The sequence below is a fragment of the Leuconostoc sp. genome (genome assembly GCF_965300815.1).
On record NZ_CBDKZH010000038.1, the window covers coordinates 1 to 13,141 of the forward strand.

General features: G+C 43.4%; 11 protein-coding genes. 10 read left to right on the forward strand and 1 reads right to left on the reverse strand.

Features of this window, described 5'->3' with window-relative positions; all coding sequences use genetic code 11:
* Positions 1-299 precede the first annotated feature (299 nt).
* The 3 genes from ACW12G_RS03890 to ACW12G_RS03900 all read left to right on the forward strand — a co-directional run bounded on the left by ACW12G_RS03890 (position 300) and on the right by ACW12G_RS03900 (position 3,956).
* Positions 300-1,646, forward strand: a complete 1,347-nt coding sequence (locus ACW12G_RS03890) for an FAD-dependent oxidoreductase (RefSeq protein ID WP_455647311.1) — start codon at positions 300-302, stop codon at positions 1,644-1,646.
* 170 nt (positions 1,647-1,816) lie between these two features.
* A complete protein-coding gene (locus tag ACW12G_RS03895) occupies positions 1,817-2,452 on the forward strand; it encodes an NAD(P)H-binding protein (RefSeq protein WP_048701611.1) in 636 nt (211 codons plus the stop codon).
* 169 nt (positions 2,453-2,621) lie between these two features.
* A complete protein-coding gene (locus tag ACW12G_RS03900) occupies positions 2,622-3,956 on the forward strand; it encodes a dihydrolipoyl dehydrogenase family protein (RefSeq protein WP_455647312.1) in 1,335 nt (444 codons plus the stop codon).
* Between the two features lie 82 nt (positions 3,957-4,038).
* Here ACW12G_RS03900 and ACW12G_RS03905 read toward each other — a convergent pair whose 3' ends face one another.
* Entirely contained in the window at positions 4,039-4,527 is a 489-nt protein-coding gene (locus ACW12G_RS03905) for an MscL family protein (protein WP_048701608.1), read from the reverse strand.
* A 202-nt stretch (positions 4,528-4,729) separates the two neighbouring features.
* On the opposite strand from ACW12G_RS03905, the gene ACW12G_RS03910 reads away from it, so the two are divergent.
* The 7 genes from ACW12G_RS03910 to ACW12G_RS03940 all read left to right on the forward strand — a co-directional run bounded on the left by ACW12G_RS03910 (position 4,730) and on the right by ACW12G_RS03940 (position 13,099).
* Positions 4,730-5,659, forward strand: a complete 930-nt coding sequence (locus ACW12G_RS03910) for a DMT family transporter (RefSeq protein WP_455647313.1) — start codon at positions 4,730-4,732, stop codon at positions 5,657-5,659.
* Between the two features lie 173 nt (positions 5,660-5,832).
* The gene (locus tag ACW12G_RS03915) at positions 5,833-6,690 is read left to right on the forward strand and encodes an NAD(P)H-binding protein (protein ID WP_029509392.1); all 858 of its coding nucleotides are present in this window, start codon (positions 5,833-5,835) and stop codon (positions 6,688-6,690) included.
* 62 nt (positions 6,691-6,752) lie between these two features.
* Entirely contained in the window at positions 6,753-7,178 is a 426-nt protein-coding gene (locus ACW12G_RS03920) for an Rrf2 family transcriptional regulator (RefSeq protein ID WP_455647314.1), read from the forward strand.
* A gap of 161 nt (positions 7,179-7,339) precedes the next feature.
* Positions 7,340-8,113 (forward strand): threonine/serine ThrE exporter family protein, encoded by a 774-nt coding sequence (locus ACW12G_RS03925; protein WP_455647315.1) that lies wholly within the window; start codon positions 7,340-7,342, stop codon positions 8,111-8,113.
* Between the two features lie 11 nt (positions 8,114-8,124).
* Complete coding sequence (locus tag ACW12G_RS03930) at positions 8,125-8,571, forward strand: threonine/serine exporter family protein (protein WP_036085540.1); 447 nt, start codon at positions 8,125-8,127, stop codon at positions 8,569-8,571.
* Between the two features lie 191 nt (positions 8,572-8,762).
* Entirely contained in the window at positions 8,763-11,462 is a 2,700-nt protein-coding gene (locus ACW12G_RS03935; RefSeq protein WP_455647316.1) for an HAD-IC family P-type ATPase, read from the forward strand.
* Between the two features lie 185 nt (positions 11,463-11,647).
* Positions 11,648-13,099, forward strand: coding sequence for a sugar porter family MFS transporter (locus tag ACW12G_RS03940; protein WP_455647317.1), 1,452 nt, complete (start codon positions 11,648-11,650; stop codon positions 13,097-13,099).
* Positions 13,100-13,141: the final 42 nt, after the last annotated feature.

The window sequence follows — 13,141 nt, forward strand, 5'->3', positions numbered from 1 at the left end:
TATTAACATAACATGTTGGGCATTCTTAGTCCGAAGACCACGGTTTACTTTTAAGGTAAACCGTGGTTTTTTATGAATTTTTTTAAATCCAATTCAGATTTTGATGTACACCTTGCTATCAGTGATATAATCGACTTGTAAGTAAAAAGTTAGGGAAAGTCAGAACTATCGCGTGAAAGCGTTGCAACTCAAGACATTGTGTAATGAAGGTATGAACAAGTTTTGTAAAAATAAATGCCCAGCTGTTGGCACCAATTGGTCATAATCATAAGTAAAATAGAATGGGTGGTAAAGATCGTATGAAAGAAGCAAAAAATGTCATTGTCGGTTTTGGTAAGGCCGGCAAAACGCTCGCTTTTAAGTTAGCGGCAAAAGGGGAATCCGTTATCCTACTTGAAAAGTCGGATCAAATGTATGGTGGCACTTGCATTAATGTCGGCTGCATTCCGTCAAAGTTTTTGTATACTTTGTCGCGTAGTGCGACGGATCGTTCGGACTATCAGCGTGCTGTCTTAAAGAAAGATGCGACGATTGGTAAATTACGTCAAGCAAACTACCGTAAGGTGGCAGATTTACCAACGGCAACAGTTATTACTGGCGCAGCCCAGTTTGTTGATAATCATACGTTAACAATCCAAATGAAGGATGGCACAACAGAGACCGTTAAGGGCGAACGCATCTTTATCAACACCGGTGCTAAGCCAGTTTGGCCGGGTATTATTGGGCTAAAGGATAGTGCGTTTGTTTATACAACAGACACTTTGATGGCTAAAGAAACTTTGCCGGAACACCTAGTGATTATTGGTGACAGTTATATTGCCATTGAATTCGCTACGACTTATGCGCAATTTGGCGCTAAGGTGACGCTTTTGGTGCGTGACGATCGCTTGTTGCCACAGGTTGAATCAGAAGCTGTAACAGCCGTGACTGAATCTTTGACTGATTTAGGTGTCGAGATTCGTTATCAAACACAAGTGGTTGAAATGACTGATGAGGGTGATCACACTGTTTTGTCGCTTGTTGCAAACGATGAACCTGTCGCACCGTTGACAGCTGATGCTGTTTTAATTGCCACTGGTCGTCGACCAAATATTGCTAATCTTGGTTTGGAAAATACTGATATTGCTGTTGAAAATGGTGCCGTGGTCGTGGACGATCACCTACGCACCACAGTTGACAATGTGTGGGCAGTTGGTGATGTGCGTGGGGGTGCGCAGTTTACGTATATCTCACTCGATGATTCACGAATTGTCTGGCAACAATTATTCGGTGATGGGAAAGCCACATTGGCACAGCAAAATTTGGTGCCGCACGTGTTGTTCACTAATCCACCATTGGCAACAATTGGCTTGACGGAAGCGCAAGCTGAAGCCGAAAATATCGCTTATCGGGTCGCTAAGTTACCGGTTGCGAGCCTTCCAAAAACCCATATTGAAGGCAATACCCGTGGTTATCTCAAGGTTTTGGTTGGAGAAGACGACCTGATTTTGGGGGCGACTTTCTTTGCAGTCGAAGCACAAGAATTGATTAACGTAATTTCTTTGGCTATGCATCATAAGTTGCCATACCAAGCATTGCGTGATCAAATTTATTCACACCCATCAATGATGGAAGGGTTCAATGATCTTTTTGGTTTGATTCAATAACACATAACGCGTCGATACTAGTTGCGCTAGTATCGACGCGTTTTTTAGTATACTGAACCGCGATTAGCAGCGGGTGGGTTGAAACATTACAAAGCATAAAGTGTAATATAACGCACAGTGATGTGTTAGAATAGACGTTCAAGAATACGGTAAGTAGAAGGAGTCATCACATGAAAGTATTTGTTGCTGGTGCAACCGGGCGGGTAGCAACGGTTTTATTGCAGTCGTTAGTCGCACAAGGGCATGAAGTCGTTGCTGGTGCACGTTCACCAGAAAAAATTATGGTATCTGACCATATTACGCCCGTTAAATTGGATTTACATGACACAGTCACGCACTTGGCGCAGACGGTTAAAGACGTTGCGGCGATTTATTTTGTGGCTGGTTCCCGCAGTCAAGACTTGCTACAGACAGATGCTTTTGGAGCGGTCAAAATGATGCAAGTGGCCGAAATGAACCATATTCAACGTTTCATTATGCTCAGTTCCGCTTTTTCACTCACACCTGAAAAATGGGATAATCCGGCCTTAGCAGGGTTAGTAGATTACAATATCGCAAAATTTTTTGCGGATAACTATTTAGTGAATCAAACACAACTCGATTATACAATTTTGCAAGCAACAGCCTTGGTGGCGGGTGAGGGCAGCCATCATATTGCGTTAAACGATGCTAGTGGATCAAAAAATACAATTCAAAACGTTGGCGAAACCCTTGCTTCGTTGCTCAATCATGATAATACCATTAAGCAAGTGATTCAGATGAGTGATGGGCCAGTTGCAATTGACACGGCACTGGCCGCAATTTAAACCGTTAATTAGTGTTGTTGATCAGATTGGCAGTTGATTTTGGCGAGTGGTAATTTTCACAGTGCTTAAATCCAGTAGGTTTTCTGATTTCAGTTATACTGTAGGTAACAATTGCATGACTAAAGTATTGTTGGCTTTAGTCAGCACGTATGCCATAGGAGGCGGAAAAATGACAACATATGATTATGATGTTTTGTATATTGGCAGCGGTCATGGGACTTTTGATGGCGCCTTTCCACTTGGCACCAAAGGCGTCAAGGTTGGTGTGATTGAACAAGACTTGATTGGCGGTACTTGTCCAAATCGTGGTTGTAACGCCAAAATTGTGTTGGATTCACCAGTCGCCTTGCAGCGACACCTAGCTGATGTTCATGGCGTGATGCCAGGTGAGATCACAATTGATTGGGCTGCTAACCAAGCACATAAACAGACAGTGATTGCTGGTTTACCAGCATTTATTCAAGGTTTGCTTGATAACAATTCGGTCGATGTGCTCTTTGGCCGTGGTCAGTTAGTTGATGCCCACACGGTATTAGTGGCTGGTCAGCCTAAAACTGCTGACAAAATTGTGATTGCAACCGGATTACGACCCAATCGACTCGATATTCCCGGTTCGGCGTTCGCGCATGATTCCGAAGACTTTATGAAATTAAGCGCCATGCCAAAGCGTTTAACGATTATTGGAGCTGGTTATATCGCCATGGAGTTTGCCACAATGGCGAACGCTGCTGGTTCAGAAGTCACGGTTTTGATGCGGGGCGCACAAGCTTTGCGTGCGTATCATCAACCTTTTGTAGAACAGATTATAACTGATTTGAGTCAACGTGGGGTAACCTTCATACGAGAAACAACGGTGACGGCAATCCAACAGGTTGCGGATCACTTTGTTGTTGTGGGTGACAACGATCTTACCCTGACCAGTGACTGGGTGTTGGATGCAACGGGGCGTGTGCCTAATATCGCAGCACTTGGTTTAGATGAAGTTGGTATTGCTTATACGGATAAAGGCATTGTCGTCAACCGTTATTTGCAGACAACCGTGCCAAATATTTATGCTGCTGGGGATGTGATTGATAAGGGACAACCTAAGTTAACACCAACCGCTATTTTTGAATCACGATACTTAATGCACACATTTTCAGGTGAAACGGTAGCGCCAATTAAGTACCCCGTGATACCATCTGTGGTCTTTACGTCACCACGTTTGGCGCAAGCTGGGATAAGTGTTGCTGAGGCCAAACAGCATCCTGATGACTATACAATTGTGGCACACCACACGCCAGATGATTGGTATCGGCAAGTTGATCAGGAGACGATTGGCGACAATATCTTAATTTTTAACCAGGCACATCAATTGGTTGGGGCTACTGAAGTGTCACCTCAGGCAGAAAACGCAATCAATGCGTTGTTGCCAGCAATTGAATTTGGCTTTGAGCCTGCTGAAGTTGAACGTCTTGTCTATTTATTCCCAACAATTGCGGCATCGGCATGGGGACAACTTTAAGGAATGAGCATCTTGGTATACCGTATGACATTCAAGTTTTTTTATGACAGATTACTTGCATAAAGAAAAACCCAAAGTGCCATCACTTTGGGTTTTCTTGTTGATTGAGTTTTTCAAGCTCTGCCAGAATTTTGCGCTGTAAGGCAATTGTTTCCTCGTTTTGCTTTTGCAGATGTAGGGCATCGGCATGCGCTTGATTGTAGCCCCATTTATTGACGGGATCGACAATCAACGTTTCATTAATAAAGCGAATCGTAAAGAATACAATCGTTGCAATTAAGACTGTGGTTAATAGGCTACTAGCAAATTCAGATAACGGTTGTGTAAACCGATTATAGTATAGTGTATGCTGCGTAGAAAAGAGCCAGAGTCTTGTAAAATCAAAGAGACCAAACACTAAGTTGACCAATGCCTTAATGGTAGAGCCAAAGCTGTTACCAACAACCACTGAAATCACAAAGGTAATCAAGTTGGGCGCAAACAAAAATTGCTTAAATTGACCCAACCTTTCAGTGGACTTGGATAGCATGTGATTTGTTTGTTGTTGAATAAATTTTCTTGGATTTTTCATGGGTGACGTATGATTCCTAACAAATGTAGTAAGAATAAGTATAACAAATCTCACCGTGACATGCCAAATTTTCTCAATGCCGTGACCACGGGATCAAAATATAACGATAAATAGGTGTAATGATACTTGCCGTAATGCCTTGCAATTTGTTTGAATCCGCGTAGACTTGAACTATGTGCTTTAAAAAAGTAAGGAGAATATCATGTTATACATCGTGGGGTTATTGTTAGGGGGCGTGGCTTTAGCCAACCAATCGCCAATTAATGCGCGCTTGGGTGCGGCGTTAAAATCACCATTCCGTTCAAGTTTGGTGTCGTTTACCGTAGGGTTCGTCTTCTTGGTGGCCGTTTTTCTTGTGAGTGGTCAGCATGTGACACTGACAGGGCAACATCCTTGGTGGATTTGGACGCCTGGTATCTTTGGTGTTGTTTATTTGACGTCGAATATTTTGCTCTTTCCAAAAATTGGTGCGATTCAGGCGATTGTTTTCCCGATTGTTGGCCAAGTGCTAATGGGGTTGATGATTGACACGTTCGGTTGGTTTGCAGCCAAACAATTACCCATGACACTGACAAAAGCTGGCGGAGCGGCATTATTATTGTTTGGCGTGTATGTTGCGGTCGTTTGGGCCAATCGACGCGAATTGGATCGTGAAAATGCGATTGATAAGTCTGAAGAATCGGCACTCGAATTAAACGCTTGGCGAGTCTGGGGTGTCATTGCTGGTGCTGTATCATCAGCACAACAGGCCATTGCCGGAAAATTAGCAGTGGCCTTAGGTTCTGCAATTGGGGCCGCCATTGTGTCGTTTGGTGTTGGCATGTTAATTATTTTCCTTGTCGTGCTGTTGCGTGATAAGCGACTAATGCCAACCAAACCTGTACCAAGCCAACCTAAATGGGTATATATTGGGGGAATCCTTGGCAGTATATTTGTTGTCGCCATGGCCGTGAGTGTGCCAGTGCTGGGTGCTGGTTTTGCGGTGATGATTGGCTTAATCAGGGCACTTGCCGGTTCAATGGCTGTGTCACATTTTGGTTGGTGGCAATCACCACGACAGGCTGTGTCTTGGTTGAAGGTCATTGGGATCATTGTCATGGCCGTCGGTGTGGCTTTCATTAAGCTGGGCTAATTGGCTTTGTCACAACTTTTGTCGCAGCAGGCGTATCGGTAACAGATACACGTGCTTTTTTTATTGGATTATGACGCTAACATGTGGCGATCACTTGTTATCTATAAACCAACAAGTTGTGCTATAATACTTGTACAGAATAAACCAACAGGTAATAGAAAAGGACACCGATTATGAAATACGCCATTACTGCTGCAACAGGCCACTTCGGCCAACTCGCTTATCACTATTTGCGAGAATTAGTGGATGAAAAAGATATTGTACTTATTGTACGTAATCAAGAGAAAGCCAAGGCATTGTTTGGGTCGGCAGACATCCGTGAAGCGGATTATGATGATGTTGAAGCTTTGACACGGGCATTTGCTGGTGTTGATCGGGTCTTGTTCATTTCATCGCAACCTGGTGGTCCAGTTCCACGCGCAACGCAACATCAAAACGTGATTGATGCCATGGTTGCCAATCATGTCTCATTTGTGGCTTATACAAGTTTCATCCAAGCTGACAAGTCAGTGAGTGCATTAGCGCAAGATCATTTAGCCACTGAAAAAGCCTTGGAAAAGGCTGATATTTCAGCTGCAATTTTAAGAAATAACTGGTATCTTGAAAATGAAATGGGCTTCATCACAACTGGTGCCAGTCGACAAGTGACAGCTTACTGGGCACCAGGCCGTGCAGGTTGGGCGTTGGAACGTGAATATGCTGAAGCCGCGGTTAAAGTGTTGGTAAGTGATGCACCAAAAGCGGTCTATGAATTCTCTGGCGTGTTAGCAGATTATGCAACGCTTGGTCAAGCTTTAATTGAAGCAACTGAACAAGCTATTCAAGTGGATCAAGTGACGCAAGACGAATATGTTGCCATTCTAGAAAAGAACGACTTGCCACATGATTTGGCCGTGCTCTTTGCTTCATTCCAAAGCCCCATTGCCGAAGGATCGCTTGATGTGGCTTCAGATGATTTAGCAACTGTTTTGGGTCGCGACTTAACGCCATTGCCCGCTGCTTTGAAGGAAATTTTGTCACGTCAAGCTTAACGCATTGCCAGTAAACGATCACTGGTAAATATCAAAGATCACAGGGAGGGCATACGCCTAATATGCGTTTTTCTTATAAATTAAGCGATGCCATACACATTTTAGCTTATATTCATATTAATCAAACCAACGACTTATCAAGTAAAGCAATAGCCGGTAGTATTGGCGCGAATGCCAGTGTCGTGCGGAGTTTAATGTTGGATTTGCGGGCAGCAGGGTTACTCACGACCCGTCAAGGGGTGGCGACACCCGCATTGGCACGAGAACCAGAAACCATTAGTTTGTATGATGTCTATCAGGCGATTAATATGACGCATCAATTGTTGCATATTGATCCCAAAACCAATCCGGATTGTTTTGTTGGTAGTCGTATTCAAGATACGTTGAATCGTTTTTATACTGAAATTGAAGTAGCTGCTTTTCAAAAAATGCAGGCGATTTCGCTAGCTGATGTGATTCATGACCTTGTTACAAACGAACAGAAATAAAGTTAAAAGCACCCATAAATTTGGGTGCTTTTTAATGTATACTGATTAAAGAGCTATTGACGTTAACACGAATATTGTCGTCGTCAATAACCGCATTTTGTATGATTTAAATGAATGAAGGACAGTACTTGGCGCTGTTCAAGTGATGGTGAACGAATTTGATGGCAACAAATATGACGAATCCAAGCTATAGCGAAGCCGATATTATCGATGTCGCGACCGATGCCGGACGCTTGTTACTCCTTGGTGGGGCAGAATCCTTTCGGATTGAAGAAACAGTTGAACATATTGGGCAATCACTCGGCCTGCCATTGACTTGTTACGTGACGTTAACCGCTGTAATCGTTTCAGCAAACAATGGAGTACAAACGAAATTGGTTAAGGCGCGTATTTCCGGTTTTAATTTACGAACGGTTGACCACGTGAACACGCTATCGCGTAGCTTGGTGGCTGGACAAATTACGCCAGAGGAATTTTACGCCGGTATCAAAACATTAAAGCAGCAGGTAGTGGATTTCCCACTAGCTTTAAAGGTATTTAGTGCAGGGCTGGTCGGGATGGCGCCATCTTTGATTGCAAAAGGGACACCGCTTGATTATGCGATCATGTTTTTTGCCGGTGTCATTGGTTATCTGGCGTATATCCTAACGGACAAAAAATCTAAAACGCCTTATGCGCCTGAATTTATTGGTGGTTTAGCAATTGGCTTGTTTGTCTTAATGTGTCATGGTTTATTCCCAGAAATCTCGACTTTGTCAGCAATTCTTGGAGCGGTCATGCCCCTGGTGCCAGGGCTGGCGATGACAAATGCGATTCGTGAGATTATTATGGGCGACGTGTTGTCGGGTCTTGTGCGGGCGATTACTGCTTTGTTAGTGGTGTCGTCGTTGGTCGCTGGTGTGTGGATTGCGTTTGAACTTGTCAGATTTGTTTGAGGTGATGGCTTGTGACGGATTTTATTTTAAGTACTATTTTGGCCTTGTTGTCTAGTGTAGGATTTTCCATTATTGCTAATGTACCAAAACGCGCCTTACTTGGGGCTGGTATTACCGGCGTCTGTTCTTGGATGGTCTATTATGTGTTAGATAGTGTGCATCATAGCATTGTGCTGCCCAATTTTATGGCATCGTTGGTGGTGGGGATGTTAGGTTTTTTCCTAGCACGCCGGTTTCGTGTGCCTGTCACCATGATTTATGTCGGCGCGTTGATTTCACTTGTGCCAGGGGGCATGGCTTTTAGTACCTTGCAAAAACTTTCTGAAAATAATTTAACAGCCGTGCTGAAAGGGTTATTTAATACTGGTAGTGTCGCGATGTCTTTGGCTTTAGGGATTGGTGTTGCTAATATATTTAACGGCTGGTTGTATCAGAAAAAAATGTGGTTACGTAAATAATTGACAACTGAATTCGTGATATTATATACTTAAGTTGTTATATTAATCTCATTTGTTCAAAATTAAACACTCCTTGCGGGAGTAGCGGCGCACGTGCGTGGGAAACTGACTTACCAAATCACCTGATTTGGCGGCCAACCTTAAACAGCAAGACGCAAAGAATTTTTTCTCTTAAAGGAGTGTGTTATTTTATGAGCACCAAATCAAATGAAGCTGATGACGTTCCGTTATTGAATTCATCAGATTTCTACCAACAGTCGTGGACAGAGACCGTGGATACATTGCAAGGCAATTTTCCTGACGGTCTCGATTCACAACAAGCCGCAGCGAGACTTGAAAAGTTTGGCTACAACGAAGTTAATAGCAAGAAAACGCCAAAATGGCAAATCTTCTTGCGTCAATTTAACAATGTCATTGTTTATATCTTGCTCGTAGCTGTCGCCTTGACGTTACTCATGCGCCATTATTCAGATGCCATCGTTATTGGCCTTGTGGTGATTATTAATGCCTTGATTGGCTATATGCAAGAAGTGAATGCTAGCAATGCGTTAGATAAAATCAAAAGCATGCTATCTGTTGAGGCGACCGTCATTCGTGATGGGGAACGTTTTGATATCCCATCGCGCGAATTGGTACCAGGTGATCTTGTCTACTTAGAGGCCGGTGACAACGTCCCAGCCGATTTACGGATCATTGATTCAGATAATCTACGCATTCAAGAATCTTCTTTGACAGGTGAAGCCGACTCAGTCTTAAAAGACAATATGCTGCTGGTAGGTCAAATACCGCTTGCTGAGCGTAGTAATATGGCTTATGCATCAACGGCTGTGACGAACGGTAGTGCCACCGGTATTGTTGTGGCCACCGGTGTGCATACGCAAATTGGTCAAATTTCTCAAAGTGTTGCGGATGTTTCGGCACAAAAAACACCATTAATCCGTGAGTTGGATAGTTTGGGTCGTGGTATTTCTTGGCTCATTATTGTCATTGCGGTTGTGATGTTTGGGCTTGGTTGGTTCTTGCAAATTTATTCATTGCAAACGCTTGTGATGGCCATTATTGCGATGATTGTTGGATCAATGCCTGAAGGGTTGCCTGCCGCAACATCAATCATTTTAGCTACTGGGGTTAAAAAGTTAACGAAAAAACATGCCATTGTTAAAACGTTACCTGCTGCTGAAACATTGGGAGCAGTGGACATTATTGCCTCAGATAAAACGGGTACCTTAACAAAAAATGAAATGACGGTCCAAGATATTGTGATCGGTCAGCATCATTATCACGTCACCGGTACGGGTTATGCACCGGACGGGGATATCTTACTAGATGATATCATTGTTGATGCTGCAAAGGACCCAGCCCTTGAAATGTTTTTGACAATGGGGCATCAAGCCAACGATACATTCTTAACTAATGAAGATGGCACGTGGGAAATTAATGGTGAACCAACGGATGCGGCCTTCTTGTCGGCTTACTATAAGGCCTTTGGCCTGAAGAAGCCAAAGTTAACCGAGATAGATCGTATTCCGTTTGATTCGGATTACCGTTATATGGCACGTTTAGTACAAAATCAAAAGCAATCACGCTTTGTGGCGATTAAGGGTGCACCTGATAAGCTCTTTGATTTAGCCAAAAATGATCCAAATTTTGATTTGAACTATTGGTCAACCTTAGCCTCTAGTTTTGCAAAATCAGGTAAGCGTGTGATTGCGGTGGGGTACATCGACGTTGCACCTGATGTGACTGAAGTGACCCACGAGCTATTGAAAAAGCTTGGGATTACCTTCTTGGGCTTGGCGGCAATCATTGATCCACCACGTCCTGAGGTGATTAAAGCCATTGCGGATATGCGTAGTGCAGGGATTCGCGTGAAAATGATCACGGGTGATAGCCCTGATACTGCCAAGGCGATTGGGCAACAATTGGGCTTGGCGGATAATATTCAAGCGATTACTGGTTCAGAAATTGAACAATTATCCGATGATGAACTTGCTAAGGCTGTACCGCAATATGATGTCTTTGCGCGTACAACGCCAAAAGATAAACTTCGGATTATTACAGCTTATCAAGTTAACGGCTTAGTGACAGCCATGACTGGTGACGGTGTGAACGATGCCCCAGCTTTGAAAAAGGCTGATATTGGCATTGCCATGGGTATCAAGGGAACAGACGTTGCCAAAGATTCCGCAGATATGGTCTTGGCGAATGATGACTTTTCAACGATTAAAGTTGCAATTGCACAAGGTCGTCGTTTGTATGATAATATTCGCAAAACGATTTTGTACTTATTGCCAACTAGTTTCGCCGAAGGGCTTATTGTGGTATTTAGTATTTTGTTGCAACAACCGATGCCACTGACAGCCACACAGTTGCTTTGGATCAACATGGTGTCGGCGTTGACGCTACAACTGGCGTTTATTTTCGAACCGATGGAACCTGGCTTGATGTCACAGCCCCCACGTAAAACATCGGCTAAGTTGATGAGTCGCTATGACGTTTTCCAGATGGTTTATGTCAGTGTGATTATCGCTGCTGTCGCCTTGGGAATCTTTGAGTACTTAGATGAAATCACTGGTTTTGCTGTGGCAAGTACGACCGCAGTTAACGTGATTATCTTTGGTAAAATTTTCTATCTCTTTAATATTCGAACAGCTGCACCAGCATTAAGTGCGTCATTCTGGACAAATCCAATGGCTTTCGTTGCCATTGGGGCGATGATTATTTTGCAACTTTTGTTCACGTATGTACCATTTATGCAAGGTGTCTTCACGACTGCAGGGCTATCATGGACTGATTGGCTTGTGGTCTTGGCAACCGGCTTCATTGTCTTGCTCGTGACCGAGTTAGATAAGTACCGCCGTCTTGCAAAACAAAAGCGTCGTACTGCTTAATCATTTGAAAAGCTACCCATATTGGGTAGCTTTTTTTTGATGTTTTGAACTCGTGATTGCGGGTTATTCTGTTCAGGGGTTAAACAACTTTAAAAATAGTTAGTTGCTTTGTTCAACCAAACAAGTTATAATACTTGTTGGAAGCGCTTTCAATATAGACAGTCATTATGATATGAGAAACACTGATGGGAACCAAACGCATTTCAAATCGTTTTATTTACTTTTTTGGCGCTTTAGGCGGCCTGCTATTTGGCTATGATACTGGCGTCATTTCTGGGGCAATGTTATTTATAGGGGACGAATTGGGGATTCAAGCGGGCTCATTTGAAGATGGCTTCGTGACCGCTTCGGTATTATTGGGCGCCATCGTTGGGGCGGCCATTATTGGACCGATGTCTGATAAGCTTGGTCGTAAGAAGCTGTTGCTAATATCGGCGATTATTTTCTTTGTCGGGGCCTTAGGCTCAGGAATTGGTAGCAGTTATTTATTACTCGTAGTTTCTCGTGTGCTACTCGGAATTGCAGTTGGGGCCGCATCAGCCTTAATTCCAACTTATTTAGCAGAGCTGTCCCCAGCGGATAAACGTGGTGGGATTGGTACTTTGTTTCAATTAATGATTATGACAGGAATTTTCTTGGCGTATGTCTCTAACGAATGGCTGTCACCAAATGGTTGGCTTGGTCTTGATCAAAATGTTGGTTGGCATTGGATGCTGGGGTTAGCTGCTATACCAGCAGCCTTGTTATTTGTCGGTGGGCTCTTTTTACCAGAATCACCACGTTTTCTCGTGAGAAAAGGCAAGATTGCTGAAGCAAAACAAGTCTTACTCACGATGAATGGTGATACTAAATTAGTCGCAGCAGAACTTGGCGATATTGAATTACAAGCGTCAATACCATCAGGTGGGTTAAAAGAACTGTTCGGGCCAATGCCACGACCAGTATTGATTATGGCTTTTGGATTAGCTGTATTCCAGCAAATCATGGGCTGTAACACAGTCTTGTATTACGCACCTAAAATCTTTATTTCAGCCGGCTTTAGCGAACACTTTGCGTTGCAATCACATATTGTAATTGGGGTATTTAATGTGATTGTCACGGCGATTGCGGTTAAAATTATGGATAAGATTGATCGTAAAAAGATGTTGACTTACGGTGCGATTGGCATGGGGGCGTCCTTATTAATCATGTCAACGGCGATGCTCTTTTTGAAGGCCGGTCATGGGAATCTCGGGTCATGGATTTGTGTCATCGCTTTGACACTTTATATCGCCTTTTTCTCAGCAACATGGGGTCCGGTGATGTGGGTTATGATTGGTGAAGCCTTCCCATTGAATATTCGAGGCTTGGGAAATTCATTTGGTGCGGGCATCAACTGGACAGCTAACTTCGGCGTGTCTCAATCATTTCCAATGTTACTCATTGCCTTCACACCTGCACATGTTGTAAACGCTGAAGGACAAGGTATTGCGAAGCTGTTTATCATTTATGGTGTGATGTGTTTTGCTGCGATTTGGTTTATTCACAAATACACGATTGAAACTCGTAATCGGTCATTGGAGTCTATTGAAGCTGAATTACGGTCACGTGCGCATGCAAAGGGCTATACCGCAGATGAAAAGGCAATTGGAGCCTGAGTTATATTAAATTTTAGTGTCTATAAATCACCGGCATAGGGT

Bases quoted from the DNA above. Each gene is read 5' to 3' on its own strand.
- ACW12G_RS03890 (WP_455647311.1), top strand. From the start codon at position 300: ATGAAAGAAGCAAAAAATGTCATTGTCGGTTTTGGTAAGGCCGGCAAA.
- ACW12G_RS03895 (WP_048701611.1), top strand. From the start codon at position 1,817: ATGAAAGTATTTGTTGCTGGTGCAACCGGGCGGGTAGCAACGGTTTTA.
- ACW12G_RS03900 (WP_455647312.1), top strand. From the start codon at position 2,622: ATGACAACATATGATTATGATGTTTTGTATATTGGCAGCGGTCATGGG.
- ACW12G_RS03905 (WP_048701608.1), bottom strand. From the start codon at position 4,527: ATGAAAAATCCAAGAAAATTTATTCAACAACAAACAAATCACATGCTA.
- ACW12G_RS03910 (WP_455647313.1), top strand. From the start codon at position 4,730: ATGTTATACATCGTGGGGTTATTGTTAGGGGGCGTGGCTTTAGCCAAC.
- ACW12G_RS03915 (WP_029509392.1), top strand. From the start codon at position 5,833: ATGAAATACGCCATTACTGCTGCAACAGGCCACTTCGGCCAACTCGCT.
- ACW12G_RS03920 (WP_455647314.1), top strand. From the start codon at position 6,753: ATGCGTTTTTCTTATAAATTAAGCGATGCCATACACATTTTAGCTTAT.
- ACW12G_RS03925 (WP_455647315.1), top strand. From the start codon at position 7,340: ATGGCAACAAATATGACGAATCCAAGCTATAGCGAAGCCGATATTATC.
- ACW12G_RS03935 (WP_455647316.1), top strand. From the start codon at position 8,763: ATGAGCACCAAATCAAATGAAGCTGATGACGTTCCGTTATTGAATTCA.
- ACW12G_RS03940 (WP_455647317.1), top strand. From the start codon at position 11,648: ATGGGAACCAAACGCATTTCAAATCGTTTTATTTACTTTTTTGGCGCT.